General features: G+C 72.2%; 17 protein-coding genes. 2 read left to right on the forward strand and 15 right to left on the reverse strand.

Features of this window, described 5'->3' with window-relative positions; genetic code table 11:
• Positions 1-85 precede the first annotated feature (85 nt).
• From ASC77_RS23115 to ASC77_RS23130, 4 genes are read right to left on the reverse strand one after another with little or no spacing between them, the layout of a single operon-like run.
• On the reverse strand, positions 86-496 hold the full coding sequence (locus ASC77_RS23115) for a universal stress protein (protein ID WP_056158699.1): 411 nt from the start codon (positions 494-496) through the stop codon (positions 86-88).
• On the reverse strand, positions 493-2,022 hold the full coding sequence (locus ASC77_RS23120) for a tripartite tricarboxylate transporter permease (protein WP_056158702.1): 1,530 nt from the start codon (positions 2,020-2,022) through the stop codon (positions 493-495). Before ASC77_RS23120 ends, ASC77_RS23115 begins: the two co-directional genes overlap by 4 nt.
• Before the next feature lie 9 nt (positions 2,023-2,031).
• Positions 2,032-2,559, reverse strand: a complete 528-nt coding sequence (locus tag ASC77_RS23125) for a tripartite tricarboxylate transporter TctB family protein (RefSeq protein ID WP_056158705.1) — start codon at positions 2,557-2,559, stop codon at positions 2,032-2,034.
• A complete protein-coding gene (locus ASC77_RS23130) occupies positions 2,543-3,565 on the reverse strand; it encodes a Bug family tripartite tricarboxylate transporter substrate binding protein (protein WP_235547909.1) in 1,023 nt (340 codons plus the stop codon). Before ASC77_RS23130 ends, ASC77_RS23125 begins: the two co-directional genes overlap by 17 nt.
• 65 nt (positions 3,566-3,630) lie before the next feature.
• Here ASC77_RS23130 and ASC77_RS23135 point away from each other — a divergent pair, with 65 nt between their 5' ends.
• Both ASC77_RS23135 and ASC77_RS23140 read left to right on the forward strand, forming a co-directional pair.
• Positions 3,631-5,277 carry an ATP-binding protein gene (locus tag ASC77_RS23135; protein WP_056158708.1) on the forward strand — a complete coding sequence of 549 codons (1,647 nt, stop codon included), beginning with the start codon at positions 3,631-3,633 and terminating at the stop codon, positions 5,275-5,277.
• Complete coding sequence (locus tag ASC77_RS23140; RefSeq protein WP_056158712.1) at positions 5,274-5,948, forward strand: response regulator; 675 nt, start codon at positions 5,274-5,276, stop codon at positions 5,946-5,948. The genes ASC77_RS23135 and ASC77_RS23140 overlap by 4 nt, the downstream gene beginning before the upstream one ends.
• A 20-nt stretch (positions 5,949-5,968) precedes the next feature.
• Here ASC77_RS23140 and ASC77_RS23145 read toward each other — a convergent pair whose 3' ends face one another.
• From ASC77_RS23145 to gcvT, 11 genes are all read right to left on the reverse strand, one after another.
• Entirely contained in the window at positions 5,969-7,663 is a 1,695-nt protein-coding gene (locus tag ASC77_RS23145) for a helix-turn-helix domain-containing protein (protein WP_056158713.1), read from the reverse strand.
• Positions 7,660-10,311 (reverse strand): FtsK/SpoIIIE family DNA translocase, encoded by a 2,652-nt coding sequence (locus tag ASC77_RS23150; RefSeq protein WP_200945116.1) that lies wholly within the window; start codon positions 10,309-10,311, stop codon positions 7,660-7,662. The genes ASC77_RS23145 and ASC77_RS23150 overlap by 4 nt, the downstream gene beginning before the upstream one ends.
• Before the next feature lie 95 nt (positions 10,312-10,406).
• Positions 10,407-12,092 carry a ribonuclease J gene (locus tag ASC77_RS23160; protein ID WP_056158718.1) on the reverse strand — a complete coding sequence of 562 codons (1,686 nt, stop codon included), beginning with the start codon at positions 12,090-12,092 and terminating at the stop codon, positions 10,407-10,409.
• Positions 12,089-12,985 carry a 4-hydroxy-tetrahydrodipicolinate synthase gene (gene dapA / locus ASC77_RS23165; RefSeq protein ID WP_056158722.1) on the reverse strand — a complete coding sequence of 299 codons (897 nt, stop codon included), beginning with the start codon at positions 12,983-12,985 and terminating at the stop codon, positions 12,089-12,091. The genes ASC77_RS23160 and dapA overlap by 4 nt, the downstream gene beginning before the upstream one ends.
• A 27-nt stretch (positions 12,986-13,012) precedes the next feature.
• Positions 13,013-13,933, reverse strand: coding sequence for an LLM class F420-dependent oxidoreductase (locus ASC77_RS23170; RefSeq protein ID WP_056158725.1), 921 nt, complete (start codon positions 13,931-13,933; stop codon positions 13,013-13,015).
• Positions 13,934-14,031: 98 nt separating this feature from the next.
• The gene (locus ASC77_RS23175; protein ID WP_056158728.1) at positions 14,032-14,523 is read right to left on the reverse strand and encodes a dihydrofolate reductase; all 492 of its coding nucleotides are present in this window, start codon (positions 14,521-14,523) and stop codon (positions 14,032-14,034) included.
• Positions 14,520-15,314 (reverse strand): thymidylate synthase, encoded by a 795-nt coding sequence (locus tag ASC77_RS23180; RefSeq protein ID WP_056158731.1) that lies wholly within the window; start codon positions 15,312-15,314, stop codon positions 14,520-14,522. Before ASC77_RS23180 ends, ASC77_RS23175 begins: the two co-directional genes overlap by 4 nt.
• A gap of 17 nt (positions 15,315-15,331) precedes the next feature.
• Positions 15,332-16,147, reverse strand: coding sequence for a PhzF family phenazine biosynthesis protein (locus tag ASC77_RS23185; protein ID WP_056158733.1), 816 nt, complete (start codon positions 16,145-16,147; stop codon positions 15,332-15,334).
• Positions 16,148-16,156: 9 nt separating this feature from the next.
• A complete protein-coding gene (locus ASC77_RS23190) occupies positions 16,157-17,719 on the reverse strand; it encodes a hypothetical protein (RefSeq protein WP_056158736.1) in 1,563 nt (520 codons plus the stop codon).
• Between the two features lie 23 nt (positions 17,720-17,742).
• Positions 17,743-18,000, reverse strand: a complete 258-nt coding sequence (locus ASC77_RS23195; RefSeq protein WP_082575269.1) for a hypothetical protein — start codon at positions 17,998-18,000, stop codon at positions 17,743-17,745.
• A 4-nt stretch (positions 18,001-18,004) separates the two neighbouring features.
• Positions 18,005-19,108: a glycine cleavage system aminomethyltransferase GcvT gene (gcvT, locus tag ASC77_RS23200; protein ID WP_056158740.1), complete on the reverse strand. Its 1,104-nt coding sequence runs from the start codon at positions 19,106-19,108 to the stop codon at positions 18,005-18,007.
• Between the last annotated feature and the right edge of the window lie 39 nt (positions 19,109-19,147).

Here is a 19,147-nt window from a genome sequence, read left to right on the forward strand (position 1 = left end):
GCGGGCGGGGGCAGAGCTCGTCTCAGTCGTCATGTCCGTCCGAGTATCGCAACCGACCGGTCGTTGGGGCGAACCGGCGACGGGCTCAGCCGACCCCGGGGCCCGGCTTCACCGCCAGCACCGGGCAGGTCGCGCCGAGCAGGATCCGCTGCGCGACGCTGCCCATGAGCAGCTTGCCGACCGGTGTGCGGTGCCGCAGCCCGACGACGACCAGTGCGGCGCCCAGCTCGTCGGCCACCGCCAGCACCTGGTCGGCGACCTCACCGCCGACGGACTGGCGGACGTCGTGCGTCAGCCCGGAGTCGGCCAGCCGGGACCGTACGTCGGCCAGCGCGTCGGCACCGGCGTACCGGTCGTCGACCAGCGCGTCGCCCCGGCTGCCGTTGACCACGACCACCGCGCGACCGTGGTGCGCGGCCTCGCCCAGGGCGTGGTCGAGCGCGGCCGCGCCGTACTCGTCGGGCGTCCAGGCGACGACCACCCACTGCTCGCTCATCGCTCCACCAGCTCCTCGTCGTGCGACCGGTCGGTCTCGTCGTGCTCCTTGCGGTTGATCACCGCGAAGACCGGTCGCGCCACGACGAGCACCGCGATCAGCGCGTACGTCGCGATCGCGAGCGGCTCGTCGAGCAGCACCGAGAAGTCACCGCCGGAGATCGCGAGCGCCTCGCGCAGCTTGGACTCCATGAGCGGTCCGAGGATCACGCCGAGGATGAACGGCAGCACCGGGATGCCGAAGCGCCGCATCATCAGGCCGATGAGGCCGAAGACGACCAGGAGCCCGACGTCGAACGGGTCGAGGTTGGTCGCGTAGGCGCCCAGGCAGGCGAAGAACAGGATCCCGGCGTACAGCTGGGGGCGCGGGATGCGCAGCAGCCGAGCCCACAGCGGCGCCAGCGGCAGGTTGAGGACCAGCAGCATCGCGTTGCCGATCAGGAGGCTGGCGAGCAGCGTCCAGACGAGGTCGGACTGGTCGCTCATCAGCTGCGGACCGGGCTGGATCCCGTACCCCTGCAGGGCTGCGAGCATCACCGACGCGGTCGCGGTCACCGGCAGGCCGAGGGCGAGCATCGGCACGAACATGCCCGCGGCGGAGGCGTTGTTGGCGGCCTCGGGGCCGGCCACGCCCTCGATCGCGCCGTGGCCGAACTCGTCGCTGTTGCGCGACAGGCGGCGCTCGGTCGCGTAGGAGAGGAACGTCGGGATCTCGGCGCCGCCGGCCGGGATCGCCCCGAACGGGAAGCCGAACGCGGTGCCGCGCAGCCACGGCTTCCAGGAGCGGCGCCAGTCGTCGCGGCCCATCCAGGGCCGACCGACCGGCGTGACGCGCATCGGCGAGCGGCGCAGGTGCGCCGCCACCCAGAGCGCCTCGCCCAGAGCGAAGATGCCCACCGCCACCACGACGATGTCGATGCGGTCGATCAGCTGCGGGACCCCCATCGTGAGCCGCTGCTGACCGGTGTTGAGGTCCAGCCCGACGAGACCGACGGACAGGCCCAGGAAGAGGCCGACGTACCCGCGCAGCGGCGAGCTGCCCAGCACGGTGGTGGTCATCACGAGCGCCAGCACCATGATCGCGAAGTACGACGGGGCGCCGATCTCGACGGCCACGTCGGCCAGCGCCGGGGCGAAGAACGCGACCAGCAGGGTGCCGACGGTGCCGGCGACGAACGAGCCGATGGCCGCGGTGGCGAGCGCCTGGGCGGCCCGGCCCTTGCGGGCCATCTTGTTGCCCTCGATCGCCGTCATCACCGAGGCGGACTCACCCGGTGTGTTCAGCAGGATCGACGTCGTCGAGCCGCCGTACATGCCGCCGTAGTAGATGCCCGCGAACATGATGAACGCCGACGTGGGGTCGAGGGTGAACGTGACCGGGATCAGGAGGGCGACGGCCATCGCCGGGCCGATGCCGGGCAGCACGCCGACGAACGTGCCGAGGAGGACGCCGATGGCGGCGTACAGCAGGTGCTCGGGCGTGACCGCGGTCTGCAGGCCGCCCCAGAGGAGGTCGAGGTTGTCCATGTCGGCTCCTCAGAGGATTCCGTCGAGGATGCCCGGCGTGAGCGGGATGCCCAGGCCGACGTAGAAGCCGTACCAGCTGCCGACCGCGAGGACGGCGCCGACGAGCACGTCACGGATGACCGTCCGACTGCCCAGGACCCAGGCGGCGCCCGCGAAGAGCAGCGCGCCGCTGACCGCCCAGCCCAGCAGGTTCATCGTCGCGACCGTGAAGAGCAGGACCCCGAGCAGCTTGGTCACCGTCAGCCAGTCGGCAGAGACGGTCAGGTCGACGTCCTCGCCCGCCTCGGGCTCGGGGCGGGACCCCCGCGCCGTCGCGACCGCGAGCAGCACGGCGAGCACGATCATGCCGGTGCCGATGACGTAGGGGAACACGCGTGGCCCGACGGGGTCGGCGAAGCCGACGTCGAGGGTGGAGGCGTCGTACACGGTCCAGGCGCCGACCACCGCGAGGAGGGCGGCGAGGCCGTACTGCGCGCGGTCGATGCCGACGGTCTCGTCGGGCGGCGGCGCCACTCGGGTCTCAGGCGTCGTGGTCAATGAGATCCAGCTCCTTCAGGGTCGTTGCGACCCGCTCGTCCTCTGCCACCAGGAACTTCTCGAAGTCGTCGCCGGTGTGGAAGGCGTCGATCCAGCCGTTGTCCTCGAGCGCCTGCTGCCACTCGGGTGAGTCGTGCATCTCGGTGAGGTAGTCGATGAGCTCCTGCTTGCGCTTGTCGGAGATCCCGGGCGGCGCGAGCACCCCACGCCAGTTGGTGAACACCAGGTCGATGTCGCTCTCCTGCAGCGTCGGGATGTCGGCGACGGTCTCGCCCTCGAGGCGCTCCTCGCCCGACACGGCCAGCGCCCGCAGGTCCCCGGCCTCGATCTGCCCCTCGAACTCGCCGAGTCCCGAGAAGCCGACCTGGATCTTGTTGCCGAGCAGCGCGCTGGTGAGCGGCCCGCCGCCGTCGTACGACACGTAGCGCACCTCGCGCGGGTCGATGCCGACCGCCTTCGCCAGCTGCATCGGGAAGAGGTGGTCGGGGCCGCCCGGCGAGGAGCCGCCGCCGACGGCGATGCCGCCGGGGTCCTTCTTCCAGGCCTCGACGAAGTCGTCGATCGTCTTGTACGGCGAGTCCGCCGGCACCAGCACACCTTCCTGGTCCTCGATCAGCTGCGCGATCGGGGTGGCGTCCTGGGGGCGGGAGTCGACGGCGAAGGAGTACGTCGAGCCGACCACGCCGAGGCCTATCGTCATCAGCAGGTGCTCGTTGCCCTCCTCGCCGAAGAGCCGGGACATAGCGACCGAGCCGCCGGCGCCGAGGATGTTGGTGACCTGGATGTTGCCCCCGGTCACGTCGTCCCGCTCGAGCACGCCGACCGCCGCGCGGCCCGTCTGGTCGTAGCCGCCGCCGGGGCTGTTCGGGATCCACATGTCCAGGTCCTTGGTGTCGTCGCCGCGGGTGACACCGCACCCGGTGAGGAGCACCAGCGCGCACGCACCTGCGAGCATGGCGCGCAGGAGGGCCCGTCGTGGCCGGTCGGTCGGTGGTGAGGTCTGCACGTGCCGATCGTCACTCCGCCAGGTGACCGGCGTCACCATTGGGCAACCAAAGGAGGTTGTGGAACTTGTGGTCACGGTCCCGTACGCCGCGACCCCGCACGCTCGCGGGGCAGGTCCTGCTGCTCCAGCTGGTGGTGCTGCTCGCCGTGGTGGTCGTCGTCAGCGTGGTCTCGCTGCGCCAGAGCGACGAGGACTTCCGGACCTCGCGTGAGGACCGGCTCCGCTCGGCCGCCGAGAGCCTGGCCAACACCGCGGTCGTGCAGGACAGCCTCGCCGGCGACGTCGACCGCCGAGCGCTCAGCTTCTCGCTGCAGCAGCGCGCGAACGACGTCGGGGCCAGCGCCGCGCACCTGACCGACCTGACGGGCACCGTCCTGGTCTCCACCGACCCCACACGTGTCGGCGAGCAGGTCGACCTGGGCCCGGGCGACGCCGCCGACGGGCGCGTCTGGAGCGGTGACGTCGTGGACCTCGGCGACCGCGCGATCGCCGCCCAGGTGCCGGTCTTCAGCCCCGGGGACGCCCGCGCCGACCCGCCCGTGGCGCCGGCCCAGGTGGGGATCGCGGTGGTGACCGAGGACTACCCGCCCCTGACGGAGCGTCTCGCGCAGACCCGCACCGACGTGCTGGCGGTGCTCGCCGCCGGGCTGGCGATCGGGGCGCTCGGCGCGTGGCTCCTCTCACGGCTCGTGCGCCGGCGTACGCGCGGCCTCGAGCCCGCCGAGATCGCCGGGCTGGCCGACCAGCGCGAGGCACTGCTGACGTCGCTCCGCGAGGGCGTGGTCGCCATCAACGACCAGGGCGTCGTGACCCTCGTCAGCGACAGCGCCCGCGAGCTCCTCGACCTGCCTGCGGATGCCAGCGGGCGGCGTCTCGACGAGCTCGATCTGCCCGACCACCTCGCCTCGCTCCTGCGCGGCGGCGACCAGGTCCGCGACGCCGTGCTGGTCGTCGGCGGCCGGGTCGTGGTGCTCAACGGCAACCGCGTCGAGCACGACGGCCGGTCGGCCGGGACCGTGACGACGCTGCGCGACCGCACCGAGCTGCTCTCCATGCAGAGCGAGCTCAGCGCCCGGGAGAGCGTCACCGAGACGCTGCGCGCGCAGACGCACGAGTTCAGCAACCAGCTGCACACGATCTCGGGTCTGCTCGAGCTGGAGGAGTACGACGAGGTCGGCCGGTTCGTCACGGGGGTGACGTCGCGCCGGGCGGCGATCAGCGACTTCGTGACCGCCCGCGTCGACGACCCGGCCGTCGCGGCCCTGCTGATCGCCAAGTCGAGCCTGGCGGCCGAGCGCCGGGTCGCACTGGACCTCAGCGCCGACAGTGCGCTCCCGCGGCTCGAGCCCGACCTGTCCGCCGACGTCGGCACCGTGCTCGGCAACCTGGTCGACAACGCCGTCGACGCGGCAGCCGACACCGCCGGCGACGGCGCGCGGGTCGACGTACGCCTCTCCGTCGACCAGGGCGAGCGTCCCACGGTCGTCATCCAGGTCGCCGACTCCGGGCCCGGCGTCCGGCCCGAGGACGTGTCCGAGATCTTCCGGCGCGGCTGGTCCACGAAGCCGTCCGACGCCAGCGGCCGCGGCGTCGGTCTCGCCCTGGTCCAGGTGGTGTGCGAGCGCCGGGGAGGGTCGGTCTCGGTGCACAATGCGTCCGGCGCCGTCTTCACCGCCCGACTGCCCGCCGGCGCCTGGACGGGAACCTCATGACCGAGCTCGACGTGCTGGTGGTGGAGGACGACTTCATGGTCGCCTCGATCCACACCCGCTTCGTCGAGCGGGTGCCCGGCTACCGGGTCGTCGGCGTCTCCGGCACCGGTCGCGCCGCCCTGGAGGACGTCGAGCGGCTCGCGCCCGACCTGCTGCTCCTCGACGTGCACCTGCCGGACATGAGCGGGATCGAGGTGCTGCGCCGGCTCCGCGCCGAGGGCAACGCCGTCGGCGTCATCGTCATCACCGCCGCCCGGGAGGCCGACACGGTGCGCGCAGCGGTGGCCGGCGGTGCGGCGCACTACCTCGTGAAGCCGTTCGTCTTCGAGGACCTGGCGGCGCGGCTCGCGGCGTTCGGCCAGGCCCAGGCCGCGCTGGCGGGCAGCGACGTGCCTGACCAGGCCGACATCGACGCCGTCTTCGCGCCGGTCGGCCGCGCCCGCGAGGAGCTGCCCAAGGGGCTGAGCCAGGAGACCGCCGACGCCGTGCTCGCGGCGCTCCGCGCCGGGGACGAGGTCGGCGCCGCGGCCTGCGCCGAGACGGTCGGGATCTCGCGGGTCAGCGCGCGTCGCTACCTCGAGCACTTCGTCGCGACGGGCGCGGCGACCGTCCGACTGCAGTACGGCGGCGCCGGGCGGCCCGAGCGGAGGTACCGGCCCACCTCGCGGTGAGCCGGTCCCGTCAGCCTCGGTCAGCCCTTGGCGGCGGCGAAGGTGTTCGTCGAGGGCTGGCCCTCGGCGCCGAGCGGGCCGCGCTTCTGGCCGTCGACGGTCACCTGGAGGGCACCGTCGGAGGCCTGGACCTGCACGGGCGGCGCGGCCTTCACGGACCGCTTCTCGCCGAACGCCAGGTCGCCGTTGAAGACGACCTCGCCGGCGCCGTCGCGGACCACGACGTGGGTGCCACCGGCAGCGGCGTCGAGGAGCACGGGCACGGCCGGGCCGAGCTTGGTCTGAGAGGACGGCGAGCCGTTGAGCACGGGCTTGCTGGTCAGCTCGACCGGGCTGTCCATGATCAGCCGCGCGATCGACCAGGCGAGCACGAGCGCCATCACGGCGGCGATCAGCACCGACCAGTTCGGGCCGCCGCGCATGCTGCGGATCGGGCCCTCGGCGCCGGTCGCGAGCTCGGCCTCGAACACCCGGCGGGCGTCGATGGGAGCGTCGGCGTACCGCTCGTCGTACGACGTGAGCAGGGGTGCTGCGTCCACGCCGAGCACCCGGGCGAGGGTGCGCAGGTGGCCGCGGGCGTAGAAGTCGCCGCCGCAGGGAGCGAAGTCGTCGACCTCGATGGACTCGATGACGTGCGGGCGGATCCGGGTGCGCTCCGCGAGCTGGTCCACCGAGAGCGCCAGACGGGTGCGCGCAGCCGCGAGCACGGGGCCGATCACCGGGTCGTCTGCGGGCTCGATGTCGACATCCTCGATCACCATGGGCTCGATGACCATCGGCTCGATGTCGGTCTCGACGGCGAAGTCGTCGTTGCGACGCAGCTCGGAGAGCTCGGGAAGGCCACTGGTGTCGTGGTCGTCGCCGTCGGCGGGGTCGAGCTGCAGCGCCGCCGCACCCTCGAACCGGGCCTCGACGCGCGAGCCCCCGACCGGGTCGCGGAGCGGCAAGGGCGTCGCGCTCGCGACCATCGGCAGCGCGACCGTCGGCTCGGGGCGGTCGACGTCGTCGTCGTCCGTATCGAGGTCGATGTCCGTGCCGCGTCCCAGGCCGAGCCGGTCGGCCAGGTAGTCGAGGCCGCGGGCCAGCGCCGGGCGCGGGTCGTGGAGGACGTGGTGGGCGTCGTCCTCGGCCCACTCCTCCTCCGGCTCGTCGTCGTTCCACTCGTCGGCCGGCCCGTCCTCGGTCCAGTCCTGGTCGACCGGTTGGTGCCCGGCGCTCTCGACGACCACGGCCGGGTCGTCCGCGAGGCGCTCGAGGGCCACGGTCAGGCCCTCGTCGGCGCCGGAGACCCAGGTCGACAGCGACAGCGGGACCGACAGCTCCGCGTCCGCGTCGCGGGCGACCACCACGAGGCGCCCGTCGCGCAGCAGGCCGCGACGCGGCAGGTGCGCGACCTCCTCCAGCGCCGCCCACGGGAAGCCCTGCCAGCGCCGGCCCTTGCGGATCCGGATGCCGTGCTCGTCGGCGACCAGCAGCGGAGTACGCGCGTCGAGGCAGGCCTGCAGGTAGGCGACCGAGACCGCGCCCATCGCGACGGCCAGCACCCAGTCGAGGAGGGAGCCACCACCGGCGCCCCGGGTCAGGTAGGCGAGCGCGACGACGGCCGCGACCACGCCGATGCCGCCGGAGAGCGCGCCGTTGCGGCGGACCTCCACGGGTTCGGGCGAGACCCCGGTGTCGGTGGTCTCCTGGAGCTCAGCGCTGAGGTTGCTCACATCTCCCCCTGCAGGGTCGCGATCACACCATCGATCTCGTCGGGCTTGACCAGGACGTCGCGGGCCTTCGAGCCTTCGCTCGGCCCGACCACGCCCCTGCTCTCCATGATGTCCATCAGTCGGCCGGCCTTGGCGAAGCCGACCCGCAGCTTGCGCTGCAGCATCGAGGTCGACCCGAACTGCGAGGTGACCACGAGCTCGATCGCCTGGACGACCAGGTCCATGTCGTCGCCGATGTCGTCGTCGAGGTCGCGCTTGGCCGCGGCCGGCGCGGTCACGTCCTCGCGGTACGTCGGCTCCAGCTGGGTCTTGCAGTGCTTGACCACCGCGTGAATCTCGGCCTCGGTGACCCAGGAGCCCTGCACACGCACGGCCTTCGAGGAACCCATCGGCAGGAAGAGCCCGTCACCCTGACCGACCAGCTTCTCCGCGCCCGGCTGGTCGAGGATGACCCGGCTGTCGGCGAGGCTGGACGTCGCGAACGCGAGCCGCGACGGCACGTTGGCCTTGATCAGACCGGTCACCACGTCGACCGACGGGCGCTGCGTGGCGAGCACCAGGTGGATGCCGGCCGCACGCGCGAGCTGGGTGATCCGCACGACCGAGTCCTCGACGTCGCGCGGGGCGACCATCATCAGGTCGGCGAGCTCGTCGACGATCACGAGCAGGTAGGGGTACGGCGTGAGCTGGCGCTCGCTGCCCGGAGGCACCTGCACCTTGCCGGCCCGCACCGCCTTGTTGAAGTCGTCGATGTGCCGGAAGCCGAAGTTGGCGAGGTCGTCGTAGCGCATGTCCATCTCGCGCACGACCCACTGCAGCGCCTCGGCGGCCTTCTTGGGGTTGGTGATGATCGGCGTGATCAGGTGCGGGACGCCCTCGTAGGCGTTCAGCTCGACCCGCTTCGGGTCGACCATGATCATCCGGACCTCGTCGGGCGTGGAGCGCATCAGGATCGAGGTGATCATCGAGTTGATGAAGCTCGACTTGCCGGAGCCGGTGGCGCCGGCGACCAGGAGGTGCGGCATCTTCGCCAGGTTGGCGACCACGAAGCCGCCCTCGACGTCCTTGCCGAGGCCGGCCACCATCGGGTGGTGGTCCGAGCGTGCCGTGTTGGAGCGGAGCACGTCGCCGAGGGAGACGATCTCCTTGTCCAGGTTGGGGATCTCGATGCCGATCGCGGACTTGCCGGGGATCGGGCTGAGGATCCGGACGTCGGCGGAGGCAACGGCGTACGCGATGTTCTTGGAGAGCGCGGTGACCTTCTCGACCTTGACCGCGGGGCCGAGCTCGACCTCGTAGCGCGTGACGGTCGGGCCACGGGTGTAGCCCGTGACCTGCGCGTCGATGCTGAACTCCTCCATCACCTGGGTGAGGCGGTCGACGACCGCGTCGCTCGCCTTGGAGCGGGCCTTGTGGACCGAACCGGGCTTGAGCACCTCGTTGGCCGGCAGCGAGTAGGCGATGTCGCCGGACAGCGCGAGCTGCTCGACGCGCGGCGGGAGCGGGGTGTGCGGAGGGGGCTCGAGGTCGACCTTCTCCTCGACCACCGGCGCGGCGACCTCGGTCGGCGCCTCCGGCGCGAAGATGTCGAGGCCGTCCTCGGTGGTCTCGAGGCGCTTCTTGCGCTTGCGCATCTCGCGGTCGCTGAGGACCGGGCTGTCGTACGCCGGATCGCCCATCTCCGGGTCGATCTCGCCCGTCTCGTCGGCCTTGCGCTTGCGGCCGCGGACGGCCGGGATGGCCTGCGTCTCGTCCGGATCCTCGTCGGCGTAGGGCTCGCGGCCGAGCAGGTGGTCGCGGGTCGCGGCGAGCCGGGCCGGCACCTGGTAGAGCGGCGTGGCGGTGATGATCAGGACGCCGAAGAAGGCGAGCAGCGCGAGCAGCGGCACCACGACGTACGGGGAGCGCAGCAGGTCGAGCAGCAGGCTGGCCACGACGTACCCGACCGCGCCGCCGGCGCGCTGGAGGTCGCTGGTGTCGCCGAGGTCGGGCTGCGGGTTGCCCTCCGCGATCTGGACGATGCCGAGGATGCCGAAGGCCAGCGAGGTCCAGCCGATGACCTGGCGGCCGGCCGGACCGGCGTGCTCGGGGTCGCGCATGGTGCGCCAGCCGACGTACAGCAGCGCGAGCGGGACGAGGAAGCCGACCTTGCCGACCGAGCCCTGGACGACGGTGCGGGCCGCATCCATGACGGACCCCGGCAGCTGCCACCACACGGCCGCGGCGACGACCACGGCCCCACCGAAGAGGAAGAGGCCGAACCCGTCGCGACGGTGCTCGGGCTCGAGGTCGCGGGCGGTGTGCCCGATGCTGCGCGCGACGGCGCCCAGGCCGTGCGCGACGGCGAGCCAGACCGCGGCGACGCCGCGGAAGACCAGCACGAAGAAGCGGGCGATCGGACCCGGCCCGCTGCGCACCGCACGCGGTGCGGGGCGACGCTTGGGCGCGGGACGGCGCTGAGCAGGCTTGCGCTTGCTCGCGGCGGTCGTGGCCGTGCCCTTCTTCGGGGCAGGCTTGCGCTTCGGGCTGGTACTCCGGGATCGGGTGCTCGAGCCGCTCGTGCCCGGACTACGCGAGGTGCTCGTGGTCCGGGTGCTGGACGTGCTCTTGCTCCGCGACCCCGGCGGGGAAGACGTACGGGTCGCCATAGTCCCCACCCTACGCAGGGGTCACACCAGTCACACGCACCACAGGAGCGCGTGTCTTCACCGGAAGAGCTTCATCGGCTGGCCGATGAAACTCTTCAGGCCTCGATGACGACCGGGATGATCATCGGGCGACGGCGGTGGGTGTTGCTCACCCAGCGCCCGACGACCCGGCGCATCGTCTGCTGCAGCTGGTGGGCGTCGGTGTTGCCCTCGGCGATGGCGCGGTCGAGCGCGTCGATGATCGGCTGGCGGAGCTCGTCGAAGGTCTCGCCGTCCAGCGCGTTGCCGCGGGCGTGGATCTCGGGGCCGGCCGCGACCTTCCCGCTGACCGAGTCCACGACGACGATCACCGAGATGAAGCCCTCCTCACCGAGGATCCGGCGATCCTTGAGGTCGGACTCGGTGATGTCGCCGACGGACGAGCCGTCCACGAAGACGTAGCCGCAGTCGACCTTGCCGGCGACCTTGGCGACCCCGTCGACCAGGTCGACGACGACGCCGTCCTCGGCGATCACGACGTTCTCGACGCCGGTCGCGCGGGCCAGGTCGGCGTTCGCCAGCAGGTGCCGGATCTCGCCGTGGACCGGCATCACGTTGCGCGGCTTCACGATGTTGTAGCAGTAGAGGAGCTCGCCGGCGCTCGCGTGGCCGGACACGTGCACCATCGCGTTGCCCTTGTGCACGACGCGGGCGCCCCAGCGCGCGAGGCCGTTGATGACGCGGTAGACGGCGTTCTCGTTGCCCGGGATCAGGCTCGAGGCGAGCAGGACGGTGTCGCCCTCCTCGATGTGCACGAAGTTGTGGTTGCGCTGGGCGATCCGCGACAGCGCGCTCATCGGCTCGCCCTGCGAGCCGGTCGAGATCAGCACCTGACGCTCGGGGGGCAGGTCGGCGAGGTCCTTGGTGTCGACCAGCACGCCCGGCGGGACCTTCAGGTAGCCCAGGTCGCGGGCGATCGCCATGTTGCGGACCATCGAGCGGCCGACGTACGCGACCTGGCGCTCGTGGGCGTACGCCGCGTCGAGGACCTGCTGGACGCGGTGCACGTGGGAGGCGAAGCAGGCGACGATGATGCGCTGGCCCGACTCGCGGAAGACCTGGTCGATGACCGGCGTGATCTTCTTCTCCGACGGCGTGAAGCCGGGCGTCTCCGCGTTGGTGGAGTCGGTCAGGAAGAGGTCGACGCCCTCCTCCCCCAGCCGGCCGAACGCGCGCAGGTCGGTGATCCGGCCGTCGAGCGGCAGCTGGTCCATCTTGAAGTCGCCGGTGTGCAGGACCATGCCGGCGCCGGTGCGGATCGCGACCGCGAGCGCGTCGGGGATGGAGTGGTTGACCGCCACGAACTCGAGGTCGAACGGCCCGAGCGTGAGCCGGTCGCCCTCCTTCACGACGTGGTGGACGGTCTCCCGCAGCCGGTGCTCGCGCAGCTTGCTGTCGAGGAGCGCCAGGGTGAGCTGGGAGCCGACGAGCGGGATGTCGCGCCGCTCGCGCAGGAGGTACGGCGTCGCGCCGATGTGGTCCTCGTGGCCGTGGGTCAGCACCAGCGCCTCGACGTCCTCGAGACGGTCGCTGATCGAGGACCAGTCCGGGAGGATCAGGTCGATGCCGGGCTGGTGGTCCTCGGGGAACAGCACGCCGCAGTCGACGATCAGGAGGCGACCGCCGTACTCGAACGCGGTCATGTTGCGGCCGACCTCGCCGAGGCCGCCGAACGGGATGACCCGGAGGCCGCCCTTCTTCAGCTTGCCCGGCGTCGACAGTTCCGGATGCGGATGACTCACAGGAGACCCGCCGTCGTCAGGCCCGCGCGCAGGGCGGCGACCTCGTCGTCGTCGAGCTCGACGAGCGGCGATCTGACGGCTCGGTTGTCGAGGACGCCGAGGAGCTGGAGCGAGGCCTTCGCCGTCGTGGCGCCGTAGTTGGGCACGCCCATCACCGCCTCCATGGCGGGCAGCAGGCGCTGGTACGTCGCGAGCGCGCCCTGGTGGTCGCCCTCCAGGAACTGGTCGATCATCGAGGCGAGCTCCTTGCCTGCGGCGTGCCCGACGACCGAGACGAGCCCGCACGCGCCGTGGGCCAGGAAGCCGAGAGTGTTGATGTCGTCGCCGGAGTAGACGGCGTAGCCGAGCTGGGCGAGCTTGGCGGCGCGCGGCATGTCGCCGACGGCGTCCTTGACGGCGATGACCGACTCCCAGCCGGCCATCTCCTCGTAGGTCTCGAGGGCGATCGTGCTGCCGGTGCGGCCCGGCACGTCGTACATCATCACCGGGATCTCGGCGGCGTCGACGACCTGGCGGAAGTGGTGGAGCATGCCGCGCTGACCGGGCTTGTTGTAGTACGGCGACACGAGCAGCACACCGTCGGAGCCGCGCTCACGCGCCTGGCGGGCGAGGAAGGTCGAGGTGGCGGTGTCGTTGGTGCCGACGCCGGCGACGAGCTTGACCTCGGGGCCGACCGCCTCCCGGACCGCGGCGAGGGTCTCGCCGTCCTCCTCCTTGGTCGTGGTGGGCGACTCGCCCGTCGTGCCGGAGACCACGAGGCCGTCGTGGCCGTGGGCGACGAGGTGCTTCGCGACCCGCTGCACGCCGTCGAGGTCGACGCTCCCGTCGGGACCGAAGGGGGTCGCCATCGCGGTGAGCATGCGGCCGAACGGCGCAGCAGGTGCAGACGTCATAGGTGTCAGGTTAGTGCGTCGGCGTCCTCAGGCGACGTGCGGCATGACGTCGCGCGCCACGAGTCGCAGGTGGTCGAGGTCGGAGAGGTCGAGGACCTGGAGGTAGAGCCGCTCGGCTCCGAGCGCGGCGTACCGCCCGATCTTGTCGACGGCCTCCTGCGGGGTGCCGGCGATGCCGTTCTCGCGCAGCTCGTCCTTGTCGCGGCCGATCGCGGCGGCGCGGCGCTCGACCTCCGCCTCGTCGGCGCCGACGCAGAGCACCAGCGCGTTGGACCACCGCATCGTTGCCGGGTCGCGATCCTGGGCCTCGCAGGCCGCGCGGACGCGCTGGAACTGGTCCTTGGTCGTGCCCTCGTCGACGAACGGCAGGTTGAACTCGTCGGCGTACGTCGCGGCGAGGGCCGGCGTCCGCTTCTTGCCGACGCCGCCGATGAGGACGGGAGGCTTGGCCTGGGTGGGCTTCGGGAGGCCGGGGCTGTCGGTCACCTGGTAGTGCGTGCCGTCGTACGAGAAGCCGCCCTCGGTCGCCCACAGACCGGTGATGATCGCGAGCTGCTCCTCGAACCGGTCGAACCGCTCCCCCGTGCCCGGGAACGGGATGCCGTACTTCGTGTGCTCCTGCTCGAACCAGCCCGCGCCGATGCCCAGCTCCACCCGCCCGCCGCTCATCTGGTCGACGTTCGCGACCGAGATCGCGAGCGGTCCCGGGTGCCGGAAGGTCGCGCTGGTCATCATCGTGCCGAGCCGGATGGTGCTCGTCTCGCGGGCGAGGCCGGCCAGCGTGATCCACGCGTCGCTCGGCCCCGGCAGCCCCTCCGTGCCCATCCCGAGGTAGTGGTCGGAGCGGAAGAACGCCCCGAACCCGAGTCGCTCGGCCTCCTGGGCGACGGTCACCAGGTCGTCGTACGTCGCGCCCTGCTGGGGTTCGGTGAAGATGCGCAGCTCCATGCGGGCCAGCCTGCCAGGGGGCCAAATCGCATGTAACGCGGGGTTAGGACCACTAGGCACCCCGTTCGAACGGGGTCACCAGTGGTCCTAACCCCGCGTTACAGCCGGTCGGCGGCGCGCACGAGGTGCAACCGCTCGAAGCCCTCGAACGCCTCGCGGGAGGTCTCGAGCCAGGCGGACCGGTCGAAGTCCGGGTAGAACACGTTGCCCGACGGCGCGAGCGGGATCTCGCTGAGCACCTGGTCGGTGGCGAGCGGCAGCGCCTCGGCGTACACCTGCGCGCCGCCGACGACCATCAGGTCGCCCGGCAGGGTGGCGGCGACCTCGAGGGCCTCGTCGAGGCCGTGGGCGACCAGCACGCCCTCCCCCGTCGGGCCGGCCGACCACGAGGGCTGGCGGGTGAGCACGATGGTGGTGCGGCCGGGCAGCGGGCGGCCGATGGAGTCGTACGTCGTGCGCCCCATCAGCAGCGTGTGCCCCATGGTCAGCTCCTTGAAGAGCCGTTGCTCACCGGGGACCTTCCAGGGGATGTCCGGGCCGTCACCGATGACGCCGTTGCGGGCGACGGCGGCGACCATGACGATCCTCATACGGCGATGGGCGCCTTGATCCCCGGGTGGGGGTCGTAGCCCTCGACGGCGATGTGCTCGAGGTCGAAGGCGTCCAGGGCGGTCACCGACGGGTCGAGCACCAGCTGCGGCAGCGCGCGGGGCGAGCGGGTCAGCTGGAGCTGCGCCTGCTCGAGGTGGTTGAGGTAGAGGTGCGCGTCGCCGAGCGTGTGCACGAAGTCGCCCACCTCGAGGCCGGTCACCTGGGCGACCATGTGGGTGAGCAGGGCGTACGACGCGATGTTGAACGGCACGCCGAGGAAGACGTCGGCGGAGCGCTGGTAGAGCTGGCAGCTCAGCCGCCCGTCCGCGACGTAGAACTGGAACATCGTGTGGCAGGGCGCCAGCGCCATGTCGGGGATGTCGGCGACGTTCCACGCGGACACGATGTGGCGCCGCGAGTCGGGGTTGTCGCGGATCTGGTCGACGACCTGCGCGATCTGGTCGACGTGCCGGCCGTCGGGGGTCGGCCAGGACCGCCACTGGTAGCCGTAGACCGGGCCGAGGTCGCCGTTGTCGTCGGCCCACTCGTCCCAGATCGAGATGCCACGGTCCTGGAGCCACTTCACGTTCGTGTCGCCGCGCAGGAACCACAGCAGCTCGCCGAAGACCGAGCGGGTGTGCACCTTCTTGGTGGTGACGAGGGGGAACCCGGCGGTGAGGTCGAAGCGCATCTGGTGCCCGAAGACCGATCGCGTCCCGGTGCCGGTGCGGTCGCCCTTCTCGACACCCTCGTCGAGGATCCGCTGGAGGAGATCGAGGTACTGCTGCACGCCTCCGACCCTAGTCCTCAGAGGTCCACGGATCCGGCAACGGTCGTGCGCGTCTCACCGCCGACCCACACGTCGCCGTCGACCAGCGACACGTGCACCCGGCCGGCGCGCTGCAGGACGGTGCCCTGGCTCGCGACGTACGACGTCGGCAGGGTGCCGCCCGCCAGCCACTGGCCGATCCCGGCGTTGAGCGAGCCGGTCACCGGGTCCTCCGGCATCCCGTAGCCGGGGCAGAAGGCGCGCACCTCGACGGCGACCGGTCCCTCGGCGTACGGCCCGACGACCCCGATCTTGAGGTCGCCGAACGCGGCCCAGTCCGGGTCGAGCGCGAGCACCGTCGCGGCGTCCTCGAGCAGCACGCCGACCCAGCCGGGGCCGTTGTCGATCCACGTCGTCTCGACGATCGCCGTCTCGGGGAGCCGCAGCGCGCGGCAGATGGCCGCCACGTCGGCGGCGTCGACCGGGCCCGACCTCGTCAGCGGCGGCGCCTGGAAGGCCAGCCGCTCGGCGCGACGAATGGTCACCAACCCCGCACCGCACTCCTGGACGACATCCGCTCCGCGGGGCACTCCCCCGGCCTCCAGCCACGCATGGGCGCTGCCGAGCGTCGGGTGTCCGGCGAACGGCAGCTCGCCGCCCGGTGTCCAGATCCGCAGGCGGTAGTCGGCACCCGGGTCCGTGGGCGTCAGCAGGAAGGTCGTCTCCGACAGGTTCGTCCAGCGGGCGAACGCCGCCATCTGCGCGTCGGTGAGCCCGTCGGCGCCGTGCATCACGGCCACCGGGTTGCCGCGCAGCGGCTCGCTGGAGAAGACGTCGACCTGGCTGAAGCGCATGGAGCCAAACTAGTGCGCCAGGATCGGGGCGTCCGTCCCGGTCGGGACCGGCGCGACGTCGGTGCACCGCGAGCTGGACAGGTCGCAGCTGCGCAGCACCAGCAGCGGGTCGACGTTGCCGTCGAGGTCCGACCCGCCGGCGAGGTCGGCCTTCTGGACGACCAGGTAGACCACGGTGTTGTTGCGACCGAACGTCGCGTCTACGGCCAGCTCGCCGGGCCCGATGCCGGTCGGCTTCTTGTCGCCGGAGCGGGCGTCGTACAGCAGGGGGCGGAACGGGTCGCGGTCGTCGACACCCGCTCGGTCCGCCTTGCTCAGCACGAGGATCCCGCCCTCGGAGAGCTGGGCGCCGGTGCCCGGCCGGAGGAACGAGACGTTGAAGAACGCCTGCTCGATCTCGATCGAGCCCTCGACCTGGTAGACGCGGTTCGCGGACTCCACGTCCAGCAGGTCGGTCCTGGTCAGCCTCAGCGGCGGCTCGACGCCGGGCGTCCAGGCGTACGTCGAGCCGTCGGCCTCCTCGTAGAAGACCTGGTGCTGGTCGATCGCGATCGGCCGCACCTCTCCCCCGGACACCCCCCGGGCGTCGAGCAGCGTGCCGTTGCTGACGTCGTAGACCACCAGGGCCGGCGGCTGGCCCTCGTTCGACCCGGGGTCGGTCCACGCCGCCCAGCCCTCCTCGGGCGAGGCGACCAGCGGCGACGTCGGGCTCTTGTCGCCGATCTTGCGCCGCTGCCCGTCGGCGGCGACGAACGCGACCGTGCCGTCCTGGTCGCCGTACACGGCCCCGCCGTTCAGCTCGACGACGTCCGTGAGGCGGGGCACCGCCACGACGACGTTGTCGAGGTGGAGGTGGCCGTTGGCGTACCACGCGACCCGCACCGGGTTGTCCGCCTTGGTGATCGGCGCCGGTGCCAGGTCGTCCTCGGGCGACGCCGAGTCCCGGCTCGTCGCCCAGGTGACGACGGCGAGCACCACCGCGGCAGCCGCGACGGCGACCACCGCGATGCGCACTCGACGGCGCCGCCAGGCCCGGGCCTCGGCGATCACGTCGTCGAGGGGCGCGGTGGGCACCTCGACGGACTCGGCCGCCCGGCGGAAGACCTCGGCCGCGGGCGCGTCGAGGACGAGCCGGCCCAGCCCGTGGGTGATCCGCGCCTGGGCGGACTCCAGCGGTACGTCGAGCGCATCGGCGACCTGCGCCTCGTCCAGCTCCGCGGCGAACCGCAGCGCCAGCGCCTCGCGTTCGTCGGCGTCGACCCGACCCAGCTGCTCGACGAGCTCCGCCCTCAGCAGCTCGTCGTCGGTCGGCTCGTCCGGCAGCGGGTCGGGCGGAGGCTGAGGGACCCGCCGCCGGTGCCGGTGCCACCGGCCGACGACGGTGGCGTAGAGGTAGGCGTCGACGTCGTCGCCCCGGCGTACGCGGTCCCAGTCGCGGTGGCAGTGCGCGGCACCGCTGCGGGCGAGGACCTCGGCCTCGGCGCGGGTGCAGCCCAGCAGCACCAGGGTGCGGACCACCGACGGCCAGCGGGCGGCCAGGTAGGCAGCGAAGTCCGCGTCGTCCCCGGGCATGGGAGCATCCTGCTCCCTGGCGGTCAGGCGTGCAGCGACATCGGACCGTAGACGCGTCGGTCGTGCTCGAAGAGCACCACGGCGTCGACGCCCTCCGCGGCCAGGTCCGACCACAGCTCGCCGACCCAGGACTCGGCGTCGGCCTGGCTGGCGAAGCGCTGCTCGCCGAGCTCACCGGCCACGTCGACCTCGGCGCCGGCACTGTCCTCGAGCCGCCACCACCAGGGGCGCTCGGCCGGCGTCGGCGGACGGAAGGTCGGCGGCTGCTCGGGCAGGTTCACTGGCTCACGCCTCTCGCACGGACGGGTCGAGGAAGGGGGGCTTCACGAGCTGGAAGATCTCCCGGCGGCCCCGGATGTCGACGCCGACCTCCGCGTCCGGGTCGACGAACGCCGGCAGCAGGGCCAGCCCGATCCCCTTGCGCAGCGTCGGCGAGAACGTGCCGGAGGTGACCTCACCGAGAGGTACGTCGGCGGCGAGGCTGACCGTCATGTGCGGCCGCGGGATCCCGCGGCCGGTGGCGACCAGGCCGCGCAGCACCCGCTCCGGACCGGTGGCGCGCTCGGCGCTCAGCACCTCGCGCCCCCAGAACGCGTCCTTCTTCCAGCCGACGGCCCAGCCGAGCCGGGCCTGGTTGGGGGTGACGTCGAGCGAGATGTCCTGGCCGTGCAACGGGTAGCCCATCTCGGTGCGCAGCGTGTCGCGGGCGCCGAGCCCGCAGGGCAGCACGCCGTACGGCGCGCCGGCCGCCATGATCGCGTCCCACAGGGCGACGGCGACGGCGTTGGGCGCGATCAGCTCGTAGCCGCGCTCGCCGGTGTAGCCGGTGCGGCAGACGACCACGTCGGTGCCCTCGAACGACGCGACCGCGAAGGACATGTAGTCGTGGCCGACCGGCAGACCGACCGCGGCGAGCACCTCGTCGGACTTCGTGCCCTGGACGGCGAGCACCGCGTGGTCGCGGTGCTCGTCGGTGACCGTGATGCCGTCGGGCGCGGCCGCGGCGAGCCGGCGGACGACCTCGGCGGTGTTGGCGGCGTTGGGGACCAGCAGGACGCGGTCCTCGGCGTACACGTAGGCGATCAGGTCGTCGACCACGCCGCCGGTCGCGTCGTCGCAGCACAGCGTGTACTGCGCCTGACCCGGGCCGATCCGGCGCAGGTCGTTGCTCAGCGTGCTGTTGACGAAGTCGACGGCGCCGGGCCCGGCGACGACCGCCTTGCCGAGGTGGCTGACGTCGAAGACCCCGACGGCCTCGCGCACGGCGGTGTGCTCCTTGACCACGCCGGAGGGGTACTCCAGCGGCATCGACCAGCCGCCGAAGGCCGAGAACTTCGCCCCCAGCTCCTCGTGCCGGTCGTGGAGTGGGGAACGGAGCAGGTCGGACATGGGGCGACCCTAGCCGAGGGACTGCCCGACTATCCTGCC

This window comes from Nocardioides sp. Root1257, from assembly GCF_001425175.1.
Classification (GTDB): Bacteria; Actinomycetota; Actinomycetes; order Propionibacteriales; family Nocardioidaceae; genus Nocardioides.